Genomic DNA, 19,670 nt, shown 5'->3' with positions numbered 1-19,670 from the left:
CTAGATCCGTTTTTTTTAAGCCCCCCTTTAGGGGGTGGGGGGCGAAACACCGGGGGGGCGGAAGGTTAGTGCAGAATCTCGTACACCAGTTGCTTCAAAATAGCGCCTTCGTTCAGCGACGGTGCCTCGATGCCTTTCGACAACGCATCGGCCTGCCGGATGGAATGGATGATCCCGGCCACTTTCCACAACGGATAGGCCCGGGCGGTTTGCAGATAGTCCTTCACAAAAAAGGTGTGAACACCCAGCAAGGTCGATAAGGTTTTTTCGGATTGGTCGCGGGACGCCTGTACCATCAACACTTTTGTAAAAAACTGGTACAGAATGATCAGCATCGGCGGCAACGGATTGTCTTTCGGATTCCGACCGAAATAATCGGCAATCCGGTTGGCTTTCAGCACATCCCGCAACGTGAGGGCTTTTTGCAGTTCAAACACATTGTATTCCTTGCTGATGCCGACGAGCCGCTCCACGGTGTCGGCGCTGATTTCCTCGCCGACTTTCAGGTTGATCATGATTTTGTCGATCTCACTGGCCAGCCGTTTCAGGTCGTTGCCAATGTAGTCGAACAGCATCTGGATGGCTTTCAAGCTGATTTTTACGTTCTGCTGGCGGCAATAGTCCCCAATCCAGTCCGGCACTTTGTTATCATACAGTTTTTTGGAATTCAGCAATACGCCTTTCTGGCCGATGGCTTTGGCGAGGGCCTTGCGTTCGTCGTAGGGGCCGGTATGGCACAACACCAGAATCGTGGAAGGCAGCGGTGATTTGGCGTAATCTTCCAGCAACGACTGGCTGGCTTTTTCATTCAAACCGCCCATCTGCTGGGCTTCCTTCACCAGCACCAACTGCCGGTCGGCCATGAACGGATAGCGCCGGGCCAGGTTGATTACCGCCCCCACCTGGGTGTCCTTGCCAAAAACCGTAAATTGATTAAAACCCTTTTCGTGCTCAGGAACCGCCACTTTTTCGATTTCATCCGCAATCAGATCCACGAAATACGTTTCGTCACCGTGCAACAAATACAGGGGTGCAAAGTTTTTCTTCCGAACATCTTTCAGAATCTGGTCAATAGCCGGGGTCATAACGGTACTCTATATACGTAATAAAACAAAAAAAAGAAACGATTACACAACCGGCGGGTTCATCGCCTGAAAATCACGCACATGCTGTTCTAATTCAGGAAAAAACCGGCGGAAATACTTCTCAAAACTAGCGTAATTATCATTCAAATCTTCGATGGCGGTGTCCAGATTCGACGGAAATGCCGTGCGCCGGGACATTCCTTTCAGGCTCCGGTCGATGCCTTCCAGAAACTGGTAATTCGTCAGCCAGTCGTGTTGAATCATGTAACCGGCCATGCGCCAGGCGGCATCGGGCAATTGAGTCCGGTGGTTTTTCAGAAACTGGTAGAAGGCCGGCACAAATTCAGTCAACGACCGTCCGGAAATTTCCGTAAAGTGAACTGCCAGAAAATGATCCAGGAACACATCAATGGCCGCTCCGGCGTATTTATGGCAACGGGGCCGAACCAATATTCGCATTTCCTCCACCAGGGGATGATGATCCGTAAACTGATCGATCTGGCGGTGGAGCCAGATGCCGCGCTGCACTGCCGTCGATAACCCATGCCGGGGATGACCGGGATTTCCTTTGATGAAATCCGCGATAAAATTGCCGATCAACAGCCCTTCATCATCGCCCGATAGGTACGCATGTGCTAATATATTCATCGATCAGACCGCCTACAGATGCGGGTCGCCCTGCGCAAGCACAGTTTCAAACCCCGCCGTGGGCTGGTATTGGACGGTTTCTACCCCGAATTTACGCAAAAACTCGACACCCTCGTCCGTCGGAATGCCTTTGTACTGCGCGTAGGAATGCAGAAAAACCACCTTGGCAATTTTCATACTGAAGATAATCCGCGCACAGGCGATGCAGGGCGACAGCGTGACGTAGATGGTTGCCCCTTCAATCACCGCACCGTTTTTGGCTGCGTACAGAATCGCATTTTGCTCGGCATGAAGCGCCAGTGAACAACTTCCTTTGGAGTCGCGCGGACAGCCGACTTCCGGAAATTCTTCGTCGCAATTGTGCGTTCCCGACGGTGGCCCGTTGTAGCCAATGGAAATAATCCGGGTTTCTTTCGTCAACACCGCACCCACCTGCGCCTTGATGCAGTGCGACCGCTTCGAAAGATTGACGGCCAGTTCCATGAAAATATCGTCAAACCGGGGCTTGCTCATCAAACTTAGTTTATAGTAGATAGATTGATGGGAACACGGATTGAACGGATTAAACAGATTTTATCCGTGAAAATCCGCTGAATCCGTTCAATCCGTGTCCCTATCCAACCATAAACTTAAAACTATTTACCCGCTTGTCAAGCCGCAGTTTCCATTTCCAGTCGCAGTTTTTTGGAAACCAGCCAATCCGGCTTGTGCGTAATCACCTTGGCTTTCAGTTCGTTGAGCATCGAATACAAACCAAAATACGTCCGATTGATGTACAAACCGTGCTGCGAGCCACGGGCGACTTTCGAGTTTTTCAGTTCTTCCACCTGGGCCAGTTCTTCAGCAAACGCATACACCGTGTCGAAATAGGAATTATCCCCAAAATCGAAGGTCTGTTTCTCGAACGGTTTTCCGAGCAAAACGATCATTTTCTTGAACAGATCGACAAAAAAGGCCTGCTCTTTCGGCGAATCTTCGGGAACGATAAACTCCAGATTGCGGAACGTTTCCAGGGTGGCTTCCTCATCGTCGAGCATGTCGAAATTGATCAGCCGAAAATAATTGTCGTAAAAGAATTCGGAGATCACTTTCACACAGCCGAAGTCGATGACGCCCATCGTGCCGTTGGCCCGCATCAGGAAGTTACCGGGGTGCGGATCGGCGTGAACCTGCTTGAGGTCGTGAATCTGGAAATTGTAAAAATCCCACAAAGCCTGCCCGATGCGGTCCCGGATTTCCTGCGACGGATTGGTTTTCAGAAAATCCTTCATGTGAAAACCGTCCAGCCAGTCCATCGTCAGAATGCGTTTGCTCGACAGATCGGGGTAATATTTCGGGAAAACGAGGTTCGGAATCGACGCACACTGCTCCGAAATGTACATCGATCGTTTCAGTTCGAGTTCGTAGTCGGTTTCTTCCAGCAATTTGGACTCCACCTCCCCCATATACCGGTTGATGTCCTTTTCGTTCAGGTTCAGCAGCCGAATAGCCAGCGGTTTGGCAATTCGCAAATCCGAACTGACACTGTCGGCGACACCTGGATACTGCACCTTCACCGCTAGTTTCCGGTCGTCTTTCCAGGCCAGATGCACCTGCCCGATGGAGGCCGCGTTGACCGCTTCCATCTCGAACCGATCGTAAATCTGCTGGGGGGATTTTCCAAAATAGGTCCGGAACATCTTGACCACCAGCGGCCCCGACAAGGGCGGGGCCGAATACTGCGACATGGCAAACTGGTCGACGTACGCCCGCGGCAGGATGTTGCGGTCCATGCTCAGCATCTGCGCCATTTTCAGCGCGCTGCCTTTCAGTTCGCTCAGGGCATTGTAAATATCGGTCGCATTGTCCTGATGCAGTTCTTCTTTCGTCAGGCTGGGATCGAGTAACTTTTTCCCGTAATGCTTCAAATAATTCCCGCCGACTTTCACCCCTGCCTTCACAAACTGGCTGGCCCGGGCAACTTTGGTGGTGGGGATATGGTTTTGCGTTTTCATGGCTGGAAATGACAGAAATTGAACGATGAATTATGAATGATGAACGATGGATGAATGATGAGCACATCCATCGTTCATCATTCATAATTCATCGTTGACAACCCATCATTTATTTTGATAGATGAACTTCGCCAGGTCGAACAACGAATCCAGCGGGGAGCGGCCGATCAGATCGAAGGCGGTGTTGACCGATTTTTCGATGGCGGTATCGGTTTTTTCAAAATTCTTGCTGACGTCGTTGACCCAGAAATGCAGGATGAACAGGGTTTGCGTCCACAAGCCGTCGGCGTAGCGGTCGGACAGGAACGGCCGGGGTTCGACCTCCTTGCTTTCCCGGCCTTCGGCCAGCAAATCCCGAGCGTAGTCGTAGTAGGCTTCTTTGAAGAGTTGCAGGACCCGGGGCGACGGTTTTCCCATCCGGGCTTTCGCCATGGGCGACAGATTGGCGGTAGACGGGCGTAGTTGGTTGTAGCTAAACACCACAAAACTGCGCTGGGCTTTCAACACCTCCACCCAGGTATAATAGAACGCGAGGAGCTTTTCGCGGACCGAATACGTCTGGTAAATCGGATCAGACTCAACGGTTTGCTGGGCCTGTTTGAAAAAGGACAGCCAGACATCCGCTTCAATGGATTCAAAAGAGGTATACTCCTGATAGAAGTCCGCTTCTGAAATTTTCAGCTTCTTCGCAAATTGAAAAACACTCGGTGGTGGGGTTCCGTTTTCAAGCACATAGTCGGTATAGGCTTTACGGATTTTTTCCAGTTTTTCCATACCTGACGAACGCAGTGTTCAGCAAAAAAGTTTAGCTTTTCATGTTCACAAATTGCAAAGATATTTCCAGTTCTGCCCGGCGCAACATCCCGATGACAGCCTGCAGATCGTCGATTTTTTTGCTCGTCACCCGCACCTGATCATCCATGGCCTGGGCGGTCAGTTTCGGAAAGCTTTCCTTGATCAGTTTCAGAATTTTGCGCTGCTGGTCTTTGTCGAGCCCCTGCCGGACTTTCAGCTCGTGCCGCAGGCGGTTTCCCGACTGGTGGGGCTCGGCGGTGAAGTCCAGACTCCGCCCATCGACGCCCTGTTTGATCACCCGGGTCAGCAGAATATCCTCCACCGATTTCAGGCTCATGTCGTTGTCGGTATCGATCTTCACCGTCAGGTCTTTTTTATTGAGTTCTACGCTGGTTTTGCTGTTCCGCAAGTCATACCGGTTCGCTATCTCTTTGATTGCCACATTAATAGCGTTGTCTAATGTTTGCAAATCAACTTTACTGACAATATCGAAGGAGGCCATACTGGATCGGGTTGGTAATGAATTTGTAAACAAACGGTTTCACAAAAGTAAGCGGTTTTCCGGGTCGAAGCACACATTCAGCCCGGAAAACCGCCTTTCCGTGACCAAACTATTCCCGCTCTGTTGTAGCTTTGGGTGCTAATTCATCCTGAAATGATGCAAAAAAGAACCGTTCTGATTACCGGAAGCACCAGCGGCATTGGCCTTTCCATTGCCACGGCCTTTGCCCAGCAGGGCTACAATCTGATTCTGAACGGGTTGGAAGCCAACGGCCCCCAACTGGCCGAAACGATGGCGGCAGAATTCAGCATTAACGCGGACTTTGATCCGGCGAACATGCTGGACCCGGCCGCCCTGCGGGCAATGGTAAGCCGGGCCGGGGAAAAATTCGGAGGAATTGACGTGCTGGTCAACAACGCCGGCATTCAGTACGTCTCACCGATCGAGGAATTTCCGGAAGACCGTTGGGATGCCATTCTGGGCGTGAACCTGACTTCGGCCTTTCACCTGACGAAAGCCGTGTGGCCGTTCATGAAAAAACAGCAATTCGGCCGGATCATCAACATCGCTTCGGCCCACGGTCTGGTGGCGTCTGAATACAAAAGTGCTTATGTCGCGGCCAAACACGGTTTAATTGGCTTTACCAAAACCATCGCCCTCGAAGGTGCCCCCTGCGGCATTACCGCCAACGCCATCTGCCCCGGCTACGTCAAAACCGCCCTCGTAGACAAACAGATTGCCGATCAGGCCCGAACCCACCAGCTTTCAGAGCAAGACGTAGTCGAAAAAATATTACTGGCCAAACAGGCTCTCAAACAGTTCATCCCCGCCGAATCCATTGCCGCACTTTGTCTGTTTCTGGCGTCCGAAAGTGCGGCTACCTTAACCGGGGCGGCTCTGCCCATCGATGGCGGCTGGACAGCACAGTGATGGGGCAGAGTTGCCTGTGCTCCGGTGCGCATCTTGCAGGAATTACTTAAGAAAAAGTCACTATTATTTGCTTGTCTATGCAAGCTGATTTACTTTTGGGATTGATCTATTAATCAAGACTTTCCCGTGAAAAAAATCATTTACTTTTTCGTTTTAGTGGTTACATTTTTACCAAAATCCGGCTTTGCACAATGTACGCCCCCAGTTCCCTCCTGCTCGGGCTGTGTAGCCTTAACCACCGGTAATCAAACACTGGCCAGCGGCACGTACTGCATCACCACCGCCATTTCGAACCTGACCATTCCTAGCGGGGCTGTTGTCTGCATGAGTGGCGGTTCGCTTACCAATTCCAACCTGAACGGTGGCATCTTGATTTACAATTCCGGAAGCCTGTCCAATCTCAACTCCAATTCGGGGGATATCCGGGTACAGGGCACGCTTTCCAATCCCTCAAATACCAGTTTTAACAACGTCCGGGTGATCGTTGAAAACGGCGGGGTGCTGAACATGAACTCGCTGGACATCAACAGCAGTCTGGTGGTCGATGGCGGTACGGTCAATGTAACGAATCTGACGCGGGTCAACGGCAGTGGCAGTATTTGTATGGCCAACATGGGCCAGATTCATACCCAGTATTTCCAGAACAATAGTTCCAATCAAACCACCGCCCAGTCGACCAAAGGCTGTCTGTCGATTGCTCAACCCCAGGATGGGCAGACCTTTCTGAACAATCCCCTGACCACTTCCCCGGATGTGCTGGTCTGTCTCCCCGGCACCTTTACGCCCTCCAACCTGGGTTCGGCCACGGTGACGACCAACTGCACGGGTTGTGCCAACGCCATGCCCGTTACGTATGCCTACTTCCGTGCCCAGCCGCTGGAAACCGGGGTTCGTCTGGAGTGGCAAACGACCAACGAGTTGAATCACCGGTTTTTCATCGTTGAACGATCTTATAATGCCCTCGATTTTTCACCCATCAGTGGCGAAGTCATCGACCCGTTTGGCACACAAAATGGCCGGAAAGAGTACCGGTACACCGATTTGGGTGCGTTGGCCGAGACCTATTATTACCGGTTGAAACAGGTCGATGCGGACGGAACGGTTGCCTATTCGAAAATCCTGTCTGTCATCCTGGGGGATCAAACTACCGCGGTCCGTGTGTTCCCGAATCCCGTGGCCAATCAGTTGAGCGTTGAATTTGAAACCGCCGAAACCGGCATTATCTACATCGAGGTGGCCGACCTGAGCGGGAAACAATGGCTCAGCCAGCGTGGGAACAAAACCGGGAAAAGTCACAGCCAGACGCTTCAGGTGCAGTCATTGCCCAAAGGGTTTTATCTGGTGACGATTCGGCTGGGCAACCAGTATTTTATCCGGAAAGTGTTGAAATAATCCTCAAAAGGTCGCCAGATACGCGCCCTGCTGACGAACCGAGTGACACGGAATGCCGAGTTTTCGGGCGTCCGCCAGCAACCGGTCCGTCAGCGGGGTTTTGTTGGAATCATCGAAAATCAAATGCCGGGCGGCTACGCGGCCTTTCAGTTGGCTCCAGGATTGCAGCGCGTTCCGGCTGATGATGACGTAATCGATCACGGCGGGCAATCGCCACCCTTTCCGGGCAGGCAGCCGGTTGATGATCAGTACACTTTTTCCCTGCCAGTTCACCAGCGTGATGGCCCGGTTCTGAAACAGCGGCAATCCAGGGTTCGTTTGACCCGGTTGCGCATACGTGATTCGGTCGACGCCCAGACTGTCCCAGGTATTCCGGATGTAAAACGTCACTTCCCGGCTTTGATCCGACAGCGAATCCCGGCTCAGCAAAACCGCCTTGTTGCCCTCTACAAAACTGATCGCCGACTGGTGCGGCACGAAATGAACCAGCAGCAACCGCTGTTTTTTTCGATGGAGTGTGGTCATCCCAACCGACCCGGTCAGCAAAACCGCACTGATGGCCAGCCACCAGCCGAATCGTTTTTTCCGGAACAACAGCAATGCCGCTCCGAACAGAATAATCGCATACAACAGCCCCAGTTCAAAACCGCTGGCCATGAGTGGTTTCAGGATGGAATGCGGCAGTCGCTCTGTCCAGATGATGCACTGATTCAGGAGCCACATCGATGCAAACAGTGCTTTTCCAACCAGCAAACCCAGATACGGAATCCAGCCCACGACCAGCAACCCCATCGCCAGAATCAAAACCAGTGACGAAACCGGAATCACCAGCGGATTGGCTAGCCAGAAGTAGGTGGGAAACTGGTGGAAATAATACACACCCAGCGGAAAGGTAATTACTTGCGCCACCAGCGACATGGCCGTTATTTTCCAGATCTTATCGGCCAGCCAGAATCGAAATGTCAGGCTCTGGTAGAGGCTTTCGTACCAGAGGGTCAAGCCGCCAACGGCCAGGTACGACAACTGAAAACCGGCGGTCGTCATCGCGTACGGATCAAGCAGTAAAATCAGGAATGCCGATGCTGCCAGCGTATTGAGGGGACTGTTGGCGCGCCCCAGGGTCTGGCCGATGAGCAGCAAACTGAACATAAACGCCGACCGCAAAACCGGGGCGGAAAAACCGGTCATCAGCGCGTAAAACCAGAGCAATGCCAGCATGATCACCGCAAAGACGTATTTTCCGCCCTTTCGGCGCTTCACAAAACCCAGCACAAAGCTGACCGCAGCAAACAAAACCCCCACGTGTAGCCCCGAAACCGACAGGATATGCACCGCTCCAGCCGCCGAATAGGCTTGCTGCAGTTCGGGATCGATGCCGTCGCGAACGCCCAGAATCATCGCTTTTACAATGGCAAATTCCTGGCCGTTCCCCAGATGACTGGTAAAAACGCTGTCGGCCCATTCATTGATTTTGTATGCTTGTGCAGTCAACTGATTTAAAGGACGATAGCCCAGAATGACTCGATCATTCGGTCGTAAATACTGCTGGTGGTAGATCCCCCGGTGGGCCAGGTGCCGTTTGTAGTTAAACTCGCCGGGATTCAGGGGCGGGTCAATCGTCCGGGGCTCACCCCGAACCAGCCAGACATCGCCGTAGCGCGGTTTTTGGGCCACGGTTTTATCGATGTAGACGATGAGACGTCCGCTCGCCGGTTGCCAGGTGCGATCGGTCAACACCTTCCGCACCTCCAGTTCCAACCGAAAGGTTTTGGCACGGTTTTCGGCCTGTGAGCCCACCACGGCTTCATACGCCCGAATGGGTCGGCGGAGGTGAACCAGATTCGCAGGGTCGTTCAGCGGGGTATGCAACGAAGTCACCAGCCAGCCGATGGCTCCCAGAGTCAGCCAGCCGGCGATGCCTTTGAGGACGGCATGGGGTTTGTCTCTTACGAAAAACAGCATGCCCAAACTCAGGAAGCCAATCAGGAGTATGCCGGTGACAAGCCGGAAATAGTCCGGAAAATACAGATAGGCGGTTATTCCGCTCATCAGTGCCACGACGTAGCGAACAAACGGGAAGGCGTTCCAGCGCAGCATCAGGCCGGAAAGGACGAAGCGGGCAGCACCATTTTGTAATGCTGAATACCGCATTCTTCAAACATCGGACCAACGGCTTTAAACCCAAACTTCGCATACAGCGGCATGGCCGTTAGCTGGGCGTTCAGATAAACCGACTCGATGGGTTCCGGCTGCTGACTCAGCACATCGTCGAGCACCGTCCGAACCAACGCCTGACCGACGCCCTTGCCCCGAAAAGGGGCCAAAACAGCAAACCGCTCCAGCTTTACACCGTTAGATGTCGTACGCCAGCGGGCGGCTCCGCAGGGTGTTCCGTCGCAGAAAGCCAGAAAATGGCGGCTGGTGGTTTCAAATTCATCATACTCATCTTCCGCCCGAACGTGCTGTTCTTTCACGAACACAGCCTCTCGAATGGCAAAAACTTGCTGCATTTCAGCCGGACGGATAACCTGAATCACTTCAATCATACGGCAGGAAAGTTAGTCGGTTTACCGCAAACCAGTATTTAACGAATCAGCAACCTTTTGGACGCCGTTTCTTTGTCGGTATGCACTTTCACAAAATAAACACCCCGAGCCAGCGTATCCAACGGCAGGCTGATGGAAGAACTGGGATAATTGGTATAATTCTGGGTGCGGACGATCCGCCCCGACAGATCGGTGATGTCGACCTGAAACGATTGAAAACCGGTGAACAGCACTTCCAGTGTCGATAGTTTCTGGGAAGGATTCGGAAAAACATTCACCGTCAGCGATTCGGTTTGGGGCAACGGGTCTGCAGACCGCACCACGCGCTGACGCCGGGGGCTGGCTTCAATCACCGCCCGCATCCGGGTTCGCTGATCTTGCGTGAACAAATTCATGCAGGCATCGGGGGTGTAGTCGAGGTAATTTTCGATCTGGTTGCGGGTTCGGGTACCGTTGCAGGTAGAAAACCGCTCGGCGCAGGCTGTCGTCTGGTTGGCACTTTCGGTCGGTGGCGTGTCGTTGCAGTAATCCGTTCCGCAAACCGCATCACCCCAGGTATGAATCAGTCCCAGCCAGTGACCCACTTCGTGCGTGGTGGTTCGGCCATACCGATAAGTTGGGCTCGTAACGGCCCCGATGTCGCTGCCAAAATACCGGTAATCGATGATGACGCCGTCTGTCAATTCATTTTCCAGGGACGAGAGACCGTCAATGCCTTCCGCTTCCGGAAATTGGGCGTACCCCAGGTAATCGTTCCGTAAGGTCGTCACCCAAATATTCAGGTATTGATCGCTGGGCCAATAGGCAATCTGCGACAACTGAACGTCGTCACCACTGGAACCGTCGTAGATGTTAAAGCTCGTTTTCTGGGTATAATGCCGGGTAATGCCGGTGGTTTGAAGCCCGTCGGGATCGGTGCGGGCCAGAAAAAATTCAATGCCGGTGTCGGCCCCAATCGGGTTGGTGTTGAAGCCCCGGGTGTCGGCCATCCGGCGGTAATCTTCGTTCAAAACCCGGATCTGGGAGGCAATCTGCTCGTCGGAAATGTTGGAATTGTTGGCCCCGCCCACAAAACCGGACGAGTTGGTATGCACCACATGCACCACCACCGGAATCCGGTAAACAACCTCTCCCACCCGGGCTTTTCCGGGTTCTTCGGTTCGCTGCCGAATAAGGTCTTCAATCTTTTCGTTAAGCTTCAGGCGTTTGGTCAGTCGCTGCGCATCCCGTCGTTGAAGGGTTTGCTCACGCACATCGATGCCACAGCGTTGCGGAGTCACGGGCGTTTGTGCCCGTGACTCCGTTAGACCGATGCTGAGTAGGAATCCCAGCGCAGCAAAAAGTTGCCTATTTTTCAGCCCGTTCATACGCGGTGATAATTTCTTTAACCAACCGGTGGCGCACCACATCGCTGCCATCCAGTTCTACAAAGCCGATTCCTTTGATATCCTTCAGTAATTCAACGGCTTCGGTCAGCCCGGAGCGCTGGTTTTTGGGTAAGTCGATCTGGGAACGGTCGCCGGTGATGATCGCTTTGGAGCTTGGTCCCATCCGCGTCAGAAACATCTTCATCTGCATCGGCGTCGTGTTCTGCGCTTCGTCCAGCAGGATAAACGCATGGTTGAGCGTGCGTCCCCGCATATACGCCAGCGGAGCAATTTCAATCGTGCGGCTTTCGATGTAGAGTTTCAGCTTTTCGGCGGGAATCATATCGTCCAGCGCGTCGTAAATCGGGCGAAGATACGGATCGATTTTTTCCTTCAGATCGCCGGGCAGAAAGCCCAGATTCTCGCCGGCTTCCACCGCCGGGCGGGTGATGATGATTTTCCGTACTTCCTTATTTTTCAGGGCGCGCACGGCGATGGCCACGGCGGTGTAGGTTTTCCCGGTTCCGGCCGGACCCACCGCGAAAACCAGATCGTATTTTTCGGACACATCCACCAGCCGCTGCTGGTTGGCGGTTTTGGCCCGGACAATGACGCCTTTGGTGCCATACACCAGCACGTTGTCGTCGGTTTGGGGCAGCGCAACCGGCTCACGTTCGTTGTTTTTGAGAAAGCTGCGAACATTCTCGTGGGTGAGTTTTCCGTATTTCTGGTAGTGCTCGATCAGCGAGTCCAGGATGTCGGTAATACGCGTAATCTCCGGGGTCGTACCTTTAATACGGATTTCGTTCCCGCGGGATATAATCTTGCTCATCGGGAAGGCGGCTGCTACCTCTTTGATGTTGTTGTTTTCAACTCCCAAAAAGTCGATGAGCGATACATTGTCAAGGGTGATTACTTTTTCTACCAAATCTCCGTTCATATTTTCAGTGTGACCGATCCTTATTTTCTTTCTAAATTTAGAGGATCATACGTAGTAAACAACAAAAATCGTCAATTATTATCTCCAAATCCTGCCAAATTTGTGCAAATCCTTCACGATTAATCAGTTGCCTTTTCCAGTGTCAACCCCGAATTCTATGGGTCAGCAAGGCTATAAAATCGAATTAACCGTAAGCTAAAAACAAAAAACATTTTCACTTTTTTTTCACCCTGCCAGTCGGGGAATATGTACTTTAGAGACAACAACTTAGTGACCTGCCAACCGTTCCGGAACCGATCGACATCCGGCCTGTCGGCTTTTCATTCTACCACCGATTGGCTATACTTGCAAAGCAATGGAGAACGATCGCCCTACTAATTCTAACTTTCGGAAGACCCCTTACATGGGCAATCGGCGTAGCCTGTCCGACGGTGTAAACCACATGCTGACGCCAACGGGGCTGGGCAAGCTGCCCCCGCAGGCCATCGATCTGGAAGAAGCGGTGCTGGGTGCGTTGATGATTGAAAAAGATGCGCTTTCGGCTGTGATCGACATTCTGAAGCCGGAAAGTTTTTACAAGGAAGCCAACAATCGGATTTATAACGCCATTGTCACCCTGTTCGGAAATGCCGAACCGGTCGACATGCTGACGGTGACGCAGCAACTGCGCAAAACCGGTGAAATTGAGATGGTGGGGGGCGGTGGCTACGTGACGGAACTCACGACCCGCGTTACCTCGGCCGCCAACATCGAGTACCACGCCCGCGTCATTGCGGAAGCGTCCATCAAACGCGCGCTCATCACGGTTGCCAACGAAATCCAGCGCGACGCCTACGAAGATACCACCGACGTTTTCAACCTCCTCGACCGCATCGAGCAGTCGATGTTCAAGATTTCCGAATCCAACATCCGCAAGAACTACGCCGACATGAGTACCATCATGCGGCAGGCCCTGGAGGAACTGGAGCAGAAAAAGAACATGAAAGACGGCCTGACGGGCGTTCCGTCGGGATTCAGTGCCCTCGACCGGCTGACGTCGGGCTGGCAGCGGTCGGAATTGATCATTCTGGCGGCCAGGCCAGGGATGGGGAAATGCCTGGGCAAAGGCACAAAGGTGGTCATGTTTGACGGCACCCTCAAAAAAGTCGAAGACGTTCAGGCGGGTGATTTGTTGATGGGCGACGATTCTACACCCCGTCGGGTGCTTTCCATCGCCCGTGGGCAGGAGCGCATGTTCTGGGTCCGCCAAAACCACGGGATCGATTACCGGGTCAATGAAAGCCATATCTTATCGCTGAAACGCAGTCGCAACGAAGGTTCACACCAACGGGGCGATGTTCTGAATATTACGGTTCGGGATTACCTCACCAAATCGACCAAGTTCAAATCGAATTACAAAGGCTATAAAGTAGCCGTCGAATACCCTGAAAAATCCGTACCGGTCGATCCATATTTCATCGGCTTGTGGCTGGGCGACGGGCACTCCTACAGTTCGCGGATTACGACCCAGGATTCCGAAATCGTGAATTACCTGCAGGAGTATGCCGCCGAACTGGAACTGGAAGTTTGTGAATATACGCAGGAAGGGAAGTGTGCCAACTACGCCATCACAAAAGGAAGCCGGGGCGGAAGAACCTTTTTCTCCCTGCAAAATGAATTACGCCAGCTCAACCTGCTGCAAAACAAACACATCCCGGCGAATTACCTGACCAATTCAACCGCCAACCGGTTGAGTTTGCTGGCTGGTTTGATCGATAGTGACGGGCATTTCCTGGAACAGTCAAATGGCTACGAAATCACCTCGAAGTACCTCGATTTTGCGCAGCAGATTCAGTATCTGAGCAATTCGCTGGGCTTTCGAACGTCACTTCACGCCAAGAAAGCGTCGATTCGCAGCATCGGTTTTGAAAGCGAAGTATACCGCATTCGGATCTACGGTGACATTAACCGGATTCCGGTTCGAATACTTCGAAAAAAAGCGCGGCACTGGGCGAGTCCGGTCGACTGGCGGGTAACCGGTATCGAAATTGAATACGATAAGGTAGACGACTACTACGGTTTTGAGATTGATGGCAACCGGCTCTTCCTCCTGGAGGACATGACCGTTACGCACAATACCGCCTTCGTCGTGAGCGCCCTCCGCAATGCCGCCGTTGATTTTGGGCAGGCTGTGGCGATTTTCTCGCTTGAAATGTCGTCGGTTCAGTTGGTCAACCGGCTTATCTCGGCGGAAGCGGAGATCGATAGTGAAAAAATCAAGAAAGGAAATCTGGCTCCGCACGAATGGGCGCAGCTTCACCATAAAATCCAGCGACTGACTGAAGCGCCGATCTTCATCGACGACACGCCAGCCCTTTCGATTCTGGAATTACGCGCCAAATGCCGCCGGTTGAAAGCCCAGCATGATATTCAACTGGTCGTCATCGACTATTTGCAGTTGATGCAGGGCGACACGTCGGGCAAAATGGGCGGTAATCGTGAACAGGAAATTGCCTCGATTTCGCGGGCCATGAAAAACCTTGCGAAAGAGCTGAACGTTCCGGTCATTGCCCTGTCACAGTTAAGCCGGGCCGTTGAAACCCGGGGTGGCGACAAAAAACCGCAACTCTCCGACCTTCGGGAATCCGGTTCGATCGAACAGGATGCCGATATGGTTATCTTCCTGTACCGTCCTGAATACTACGGCATTAGCGCCGATGAAGCCGGTAATTCCGTATCCGGAATCGGTGAGGTCATCATTGCCAAAAACCGGTCGGGTTCGCTGGATACCGTTCAATTGCGCTTTGTGGGCAAATACACCAAGTTTGCCGATCTGGATGCGTTCTTCATGCCGCAGACTCCTCCCCCATTCAGTGGTCCGTCGGCCGGTTTCGACGCCAAAACGTCCGGCGCGCAGACCTTCGAAAACCAGGGCGGCATTGTCAAAAGCAAAGCCAATACCTTAAATACGCCGGGCGGCAACTTCACCAACTTCGGCCACATCGACCCCAACCAACAGGAAACACCGTTTTGAGTTAAGAGTTAAGAGTTAAGAGTTAAGAGTTAAGAGTTGGCTGACGCACTCTTAACTCTTAATTCTTAACTCATCACTCTTAATTCCTCTTCTCCAGCTTCACCACATTTTCCACATGGTGGGTGTGTGGGAACATGTCAACGGGCTGAACGTCTTTCACTTCGTATAATTCGTCCAGAATGGCCAGATCGCGGGCCTGGGTGGCGGTGTTGCAACTCACGTAGACAATGCGTTGGGGAGCAGCCAGCAACAGGTTCCGCGTCACGGCTTCGTCCATGCCCGCCCGGGGTGGGTCGGTGATGACCACATCCGGTTTGCCGTATTTATTGAAAAGAGACGGTGTCAACAAGGTCCCCATGTCGCCCGCCAGAAACTCCGCGTTGTGAATTCCATTGATGGACGCATTCACCCGCGCATCCTGAACAGCCGCTTCAATGTACTCAATACCAATCACTTGCTTCGCTTTCCGGGCCACAAATAGGCCAATGGTTCCGGTTCCGGTGTAGAGATCATACACCCGCTCCGACCCCGTCAGCCCCGCCCAGTCGCGCGTGATTTTGTAGAGTTCAAAGGCCTGGGCCGCATTGGTCTGGTAAAAGGATTTGGGGCCGACCCGGAAGGTTAACGGTTGGCCGCTGCCATCCTCCATCTGCTCCTCGATGTACGGTTTTCCCCAATACGGAACCACGGTCTGATCCTGGTACGAATCATTCAGTTTGGTGTTCAGAATATAATTCAGCGAAGCGATTTGGGGAAAGGTCGTTTTCAGCATGTCCATCAGTCCCGCCAACTCCTCCGGCCGGTCCTCGGCGACCTGCACCACCACCATCACCTGCCCCGTCGAAGCGGTGCGGATAATGACTGTCCGCAGAAAACCGACGTGCGTGTTCAGGTTATACATCGTAAAACCGTGCTCGAACGCATACGCCCCCACCGCCAGCCGGATGGCATTTGACGGATCGGGTTGCAAATAACAATGCTGAATGGGCAGAATTTTATCAAACCGCTTCGGAATGTGAAAACCGACCGCCCGTTTGTCCACCGACATTCCGGAGCGAATCTCCTCCTCGGTGATCCACCGGCCGTCGGCGCAGGTAAATTCCAGTTTGTTGCGGTAATAGGTGGTCTGCACAGAGGGTAGGGTTGGTCGAACCGGCGGCAGTTGCACCTTCCCGATCCGGGTCAGGTGATCGAACACCTGCTGGCCCTTAAACCGAAGTTGCTCATCGTAGCGAATATGTTGCCATTTACACCCGCCACAGGTACCAAAATGCGGACAAAACGGTTCGGCCCGGCTCGGCCCAAAGGAATGTATTTTTTCAACCACCGCTTCCCGGTATTGTTTTTTCCGGTTGACAATGCGAATATCGACCACGTCGCCCGGTGCTGCTACCGGCCCGCCCGAACGGCCTTCCACAAAGATGACTCCCTCATCCGTTCGAATCAAACATTTTCCTTCAGCCGCAACATCATCAATCCGAATCGCTTGCAACCGTTGCGACATCTTTTGGGTCTTTCCTGACATAATAAACTGTAATAAATTCTGTAAATTAAGCACCGTATTTTGGTTTCAACAACCCTATCCGTATTTGAATGAAACAGTTTTATCGGATTACAGCCTGGTGGTGTTGGTTGGTAGTGGGCTGGATGGGCCTGATTTTTCCGGCTTTGGCAACGCACATCGTGGGGGGAGAACTGGAGTTGAAAAGACTGACCAATCAAAACCCGTTTACCCATCAAATCAACCTCAACCTTTATTTCGACGATCTGAACGGCAATCCGCAGGCCGAAGATCCCACCGTTGTCATTTTTATTTACCGCAAAGGCGACAATGCGTTCATTGGTTCGGTCGAACTGCCGCAAATCGGCTCGCAGCCCGTCGACTACACCAAACCGGAGTGTGCCCTGCCGTCGCTTCGTACGCGTTTGCTGAAATATGGCGGAAATGTGGTGTTCAATCTCAATGCGTTCAACGATCCGCGCGGCTATTACATGGTCTGGGAGCGCTGTTGCCGCAACAATTCCATCAGCAACATCCAGAATCCCGCTCAGGCCGGTTCCACGTTTTACCTGGAGTTTCCGGCCCAGCGAACCGGCAGCACGGACATTTTCAACTCATCGCCGACCTTCCGGCCTGTGCAGGGCGATTACATCTGCATCAACCAGCCTTTTGCGTTCGATTTTGGTGCTACCGACGCGGACGGCGACAGCCTGGCCTACCGGCTCGTGACACCCTACAACGGTTTCAGCACGTCGCAAAACCCACGCCCGCAGGTGGCATTGCCCAGTTCGTCTTATCCCGAAGTCCGGTGGAGCAGCGGACTCAACCAGGATCGGGCCATTCCGGGGCCGCTGCCGTTGCGGGTCAATACCCGAACCGGCCAGCTTACCGTAACCGCCGGGCAGGTGGGTCTGTTTGTTTTTTGCGTTCAAGTGGAAGAGTACCGAAAAAATGCGTCGGGCGTTTACCAGCGCATCGGCCTCGTCCGTCGGGATTTCCAGTTAAAAGTCATCGACTGCCAGAAGAATAACCCGCCCGCCGTGGCGATGCGCCAGACCGGACAGTCGGCTTTTTACAAAGAAGGCACGGTATTGAAATTAAGCACCCAGGATGCCAATTGCGTGGATGTGTACGTCACCGACCTGGATGCCAACCAGAAGGTCAAGCTGTCGGTCTTGAACGGCCCGGCGCAGGGGATTACGTTTTCACCGGATGAAGTGACCATTCGCACTTCCGGCGATTCGGTTCGGACCCGTATTTGTTTCGACAAATGCCTGGCCGATGGAAAACCGCTGCAACTGGCCCTGCTGGCGACCGACGAGGGCTGTCCACAAGGGTTGAAAGACACGCTTTTCGTCACCCTGCTACTCGAACCAGAACTCAACCGCCGACCGGATGCAGAAACGACCCTGCCCGACAACCAGACGACCATACAGGCGGGCAAAAACCTTCAGTTCAACGTGTTGGGAACCGATGCCGACCAGGATATGATCACGTTGACGGCCGTCGGACGCGGTTTTACGCTCGCTCAGGTCGGCATGAGCTTCTCCGCGGTTTCGGGACAGGGTTCGGTGAGTTCGCAATTTAACTGGAATCCGCAGTGTGATCAGGTCAAAAACACGGAATATGTCGTTGATTTCATCGTGACCGACACCCGCTGCAACCGAAATCTGCGTGACACGGTAACCGTCCGGCTGAAAGCAACACCCGCAACCGGCCGACCGCCCACGGTCCGAACCACGCTGACCGATCCGGTCGTTGAGCTGACCATTACGCACGGCGACTCGGTTCCGGCCGCGGTTCGCTTCGATGCCATTGCCGAAGATCCCGATCCCGACGTGCTGAAACTAACGGCGGTGGGGCGAAATTTCGACTGGAAAAGCCTGGGTATGCAGTTTGAAAACAAAACCGGGCCGGGGCCACTGACCTCACCCTTTGTCTGGCAACCCGATTGCTCGGTGCTACAGGGAAAAGAGCAGGCCACATTTGAACTCGATTTTATTTCGCAGGACAGCAGTTGCCCGAACCGCTACGATACGACCCGCGTCACCTTCGTAGTGAAAGACATTCCGGTCGATTACAACATCACCATTACGAACGTCATTACGCCCAATGAGGATGGCAAAAATGATGTGTTCAGCGTTCCTAACTTACCGCTGGACAATTGCTCCGACCAGTTTCGCCGGGTCGACATCGTGAATCGGTGGGGAAAAGCGGTTTTTTCATCCACCAACCGGCTTTTCCGCTGGGATGGGGAGGATTATCCACCGGGGCAGTATTTTTATCTGATTCAGTACACCAACCGGTCGTACAAAGGCACGGTGACACTCCTCCGTTAAGACGCACAAAAAAAGCGATCCTTTCCGGGATCGCTTTTTTTGTGCGTCTTAACGGAGTCAATTTTTAGAACTCTTTCCGCATGATATTACCGCGAATTTCTCCAGCGGGGAACAAAGCTGTGTGAAGGTTAGCATACAGCCGACCTTCCATCAAGGCGTTTTCCTGCACTTGGTTCAGCGTGCTTTTTCCACTAATCGGACTCGTCAGGGAGGCAAACGGGATGATAACGCCACCATTCGTCCCCGGGCCACCGGGTGCCAGGTGGATATGGCCAGCCGTCGGCGTTATGCCGGTGTAATTGATGGTATAGCTCAGTTCCTTGGCGGCTTTGTTATAAGTACCTGTCATTGTGCCGGTTGCTGCCGAAGCATTGCCGGGCACCTCCTGCGCACCGTTCAGGGTGGCTACAAATTCGACCGTATCATTCTTGTCGGGAGCGTCTTTAATGGGTGAGCAGGATGTCACCGTCAGGGCTGCTGCCACAAAGGCGGTCATCAGATACGCAAATGTTCTTTTCATAAATCGTAAATAGTAAATGGTCCAGATTGCTCCGCAATAATACTAACTTTGCTCTAATTCTCTGCAACCTCAGGCGGGCAATACCTAGATAACTTATT

At 52.9% G+C, this 19,670-nt stretch carries 16 protein-coding genes; 4 read left to right on the top strand and 12 right to left on the bottom strand.

Annotated elements, in window-relative coordinates; genetic code table 11:
* Positions 1–65 precede the first annotated feature (65 nt).
* The 6 genes from holA to DUE52_RS13780 form a co-directional block, all read right to left on the bottom strand.
* Positions 66–1,085 carry a DNA polymerase III subunit delta gene (gene holA, locus DUE52_RS13805; protein WP_114406600.1) on the bottom strand — a complete coding sequence of 340 codons (1,020 nt, stop codon included), beginning with the start codon at positions 1,083–1,085 and terminating at the stop codon, positions 66–68.
* Positions 1,086–1,127: 42 nt separating this feature from the next.
* On the bottom strand, positions 1,128–1,733 hold the full coding sequence (locus DUE52_RS13800) for an acyl carrier protein phosphodiesterase (RefSeq protein WP_114406599.1): 606 nt from the start codon (positions 1,731–1,733) through the stop codon (positions 1,128–1,130).
* Positions 1,734–1,745: 12 nt separating this feature from the next.
* The gene (locus DUE52_RS13795; protein ID WP_114406598.1) at positions 1,746–2,246 is read right to left on the bottom strand and encodes a deoxycytidylate deaminase; all 501 of its coding nucleotides are present in this window, start codon (positions 2,244–2,246) and stop codon (positions 1,746–1,748) included.
* A 137-nt stretch (positions 2,247–2,383) separates the two neighbouring features.
* Positions 2,384–3,727 carry an ABC1 kinase family protein gene (locus tag DUE52_RS13790; protein ID WP_114406597.1) on the bottom strand — a complete coding sequence of 448 codons (1,344 nt, stop codon included), beginning with the start codon at positions 3,725–3,727 and terminating at the stop codon, positions 2,384–2,386.
* Between the two features lie 105 nt (positions 3,728–3,832).
* Positions 3,833–4,501 carry a TetR family transcriptional regulator C-terminal domain-containing protein gene (locus DUE52_RS13785; protein WP_114406596.1) on the bottom strand — a complete coding sequence of 223 codons (669 nt, stop codon included), beginning with the start codon at positions 4,499–4,501 and terminating at the stop codon, positions 3,833–3,835.
* 31 nt (positions 4,502–4,532) lie between these two features.
* Complete coding sequence (locus DUE52_RS13780) at positions 4,533–5,024, bottom strand: YajQ family cyclic di-GMP-binding protein (RefSeq protein ID WP_114406595.1); 492 nt, start codon at positions 5,022–5,024, stop codon at positions 4,533–4,535.
* Between the two features lie 153 nt (positions 5,025–5,177).
* Between DUE52_RS13780 and DUE52_RS13775 the strand changes: the two genes are divergently transcribed.
* Together DUE52_RS13775 and DUE52_RS13770 are read left to right on the top strand one after the other, a co-directional pair.
* Positions 5,178–5,954, top strand: a complete 777-nt coding sequence (locus tag DUE52_RS13775; RefSeq protein ID WP_114406594.1) for a 3-hydroxybutyrate dehydrogenase — start codon at positions 5,178–5,180, stop codon at positions 5,952–5,954.
* 126 nt (positions 5,955–6,080) lie between these two features.
* The gene (locus DUE52_RS13770) at positions 6,081–7,346 is read left to right on the top strand and encodes a T9SS type A sorting domain-containing protein (RefSeq protein WP_114406593.1); all 1,266 of its coding nucleotides are present in this window, start codon (positions 6,081–6,083) and stop codon (positions 7,344–7,346) included.
* 3 nt (positions 7,347–7,349) lie between these two features.
* On the opposite strand, the gene DUE52_RS13765 is transcribed toward DUE52_RS13770, so the two are convergent.
* From DUE52_RS13765 to DUE52_RS13750, 4 genes are read right to left on the bottom strand one after another with little or no spacing between them, the layout of a single operon-like run.
* Positions 7,350–9,497, bottom strand: coding sequence for a ComEC/Rec2 family competence protein (locus tag DUE52_RS13765; RefSeq protein WP_229312163.1), 2,148 nt, complete (start codon positions 9,495–9,497; stop codon positions 7,350–7,352).
* Positions 9,443–9,892: a GNAT family N-acetyltransferase gene (locus tag DUE52_RS13760; RefSeq protein WP_114406591.1), complete on the bottom strand. Its 450-nt coding sequence runs from the start codon at positions 9,890–9,892 to the stop codon at positions 9,443–9,445. The genes DUE52_RS13765 and DUE52_RS13760 overlap by 55 nt, the downstream gene beginning before the upstream one ends.
* Positions 9,893–9,930: 38 nt before the next feature.
* Positions 9,931–11,259: a M43 family zinc metalloprotease gene (locus tag DUE52_RS13755; protein ID WP_229312162.1), complete on the bottom strand. Its 1,329-nt coding sequence runs from the start codon at positions 11,257–11,259 to the stop codon at positions 9,931–9,933.
* Positions 11,240–12,187 carry a PhoH family protein gene (locus DUE52_RS13750; RefSeq protein ID WP_114406727.1) on the bottom strand — a complete coding sequence of 316 codons (948 nt, stop codon included), beginning with the start codon at positions 12,185–12,187 and terminating at the stop codon, positions 11,240–11,242. The genes DUE52_RS13755 and DUE52_RS13750 overlap by 20 nt, the downstream gene beginning before the upstream one ends.
* Positions 12,188–12,602: 415 nt before the next feature.
* Here DUE52_RS13750 and dnaB point away from each other — a divergent pair, with 415 nt between their 5' ends.
* Positions 12,603–15,212: a replicative DNA helicase gene (gene dnaB / locus DUE52_RS13745; protein WP_374755900.1), complete on the top strand. Its 2,610-nt coding sequence runs from the start codon at positions 12,603–12,605 to the stop codon at positions 15,210–15,212.
* A gap of 79 nt (positions 15,213–15,291) precedes the next feature.
* Here dnaB and rlmD read toward each other — a convergent pair whose 3' ends face one another.
* Positions 15,292–16,737 carry a 23S rRNA (uracil(1939)-C(5))-methyltransferase RlmD gene (gene rlmD / locus DUE52_RS13740; RefSeq protein WP_114406588.1) on the bottom strand — a complete coding sequence of 482 codons (1,446 nt, stop codon included), beginning with the start codon at positions 16,735–16,737 and terminating at the stop codon, positions 15,292–15,294.
* Between the two features lie 68 nt (positions 16,738–16,805).
* Here rlmD and DUE52_RS13735 point away from each other — a divergent pair, with 68 nt between their 5' ends.
* Positions 16,806–19,052 carry a T9SS type B sorting domain-containing protein gene (locus DUE52_RS13735; RefSeq protein ID WP_114406587.1) on the top strand — a complete coding sequence of 749 codons (2,247 nt, stop codon included), beginning with the start codon at positions 16,806–16,808 and terminating at the stop codon, positions 19,050–19,052.
* Between the two features lie 64 nt (positions 19,053–19,116).
* Here DUE52_RS13735 and DUE52_RS13730 read toward each other — a convergent pair whose 3' ends face one another.
* Positions 19,117–19,572 (bottom strand): CHRD domain-containing protein, encoded by a 456-nt coding sequence (locus tag DUE52_RS13730; RefSeq protein WP_114406586.1) that lies wholly within the window; start codon positions 19,570–19,572, stop codon positions 19,117–19,119.
* Positions 19,573–19,670 lie beyond the last annotated feature (98 nt).

Origin of the sequence: Larkinella punicea, from assembly GCF_003334855.1 — a bacterium.
Lineage (GTDB): Bacteria > Bacteroidota > Bacteroidia > Cytophagales > Spirosomataceae > Larkinella > Larkinella punicea.
This window is presented reverse-complemented; position numbering and strand designations above follow the sequence as displayed.

Bases quoted from the DNA above. Each gene is read 5' to 3' on its own strand.
- DUE52_RS13730 (WP_114406586.1), bottom strand. From the start codon at position 19,572: ATGAAAAGAACATTTGCGTATCTGATGACCGCCTTTGTGGCAGCAGCC.
- DUE52_RS13755 (WP_229312162.1), bottom strand. From the start codon at position 11,259: ATGAACGGGCTGAAAAATAGGCAACTTTTTGCTGCGCTGGGATTCCTA.
- DUE52_RS13785 (WP_114406596.1), bottom strand. From the start codon at position 4,501: ATGGAAAAACTGGAAAAAATCCGTAAAGCCTATACCGACTATGTGCTT.
- holA (WP_114406600.1), bottom strand. From the start codon at position 1,085: ATGACCCCGGCTATTGACCAGATTCTGAAAGATGTTCGGAAGAAAAAC.
- rlmD (WP_114406588.1), bottom strand. From the start codon at position 16,737: ATGTCAGGAAAGACCCAAAAGATGTCGCAACGGTTGCAAGCGATTCGG.
- DUE52_RS13775 (WP_114406594.1), top strand. From the start codon at position 5,178: ATGATGCAAAAAAGAACCGTTCTGATTACCGGAAGCACCAGCGGCATT.
- DUE52_RS13790 (WP_114406597.1), bottom strand. From the start codon at position 3,727: ATGAAAACGCAAAACCATATCCCCACCACCAAAGTTGCCCGGGCCAGC.
- dnaB (WP_374755900.1), top strand. From the start codon at position 12,603: ATGGGCAATCGGCGTAGCCTGTCCGACGGTGTAAACCACATGCTGACG.
- DUE52_RS13760 (WP_114406591.1), bottom strand. From the start codon at position 9,892: ATGATTGAAGTGATTCAGGTTATCCGTCCGGCTGAAATGCAGCAAGTT.
- DUE52_RS13800 (WP_114406599.1), bottom strand. From the start codon at position 1,733: ATGAATATATTAGCACATGCGTACCTATCGGGCGATGATGAAGGGCTG.
- DUE52_RS13780 (WP_114406595.1), bottom strand. From the start codon at position 5,024: ATGGCCTCCTTCGATATTGTCAGTAAAGTTGATTTGCAAACATTAGAC.
- DUE52_RS13795 (WP_114406598.1), bottom strand. From the start codon at position 2,246: ATGAGCAAGCCCCGGTTTGACGATATTTTCATGGAACTGGCCGTCAAT.
- DUE52_RS13765 (WP_229312163.1), bottom strand. From the start codon at position 9,497: ATGCGGTATTCAGCATTACAAAATGGTGCTGCCCGCTTCGTCCTTTCC.
- DUE52_RS13735 (WP_114406587.1), top strand. From the start codon at position 16,806: ATGAAACAGTTTTATCGGATTACAGCCTGGTGGTGTTGGTTGGTAGTG.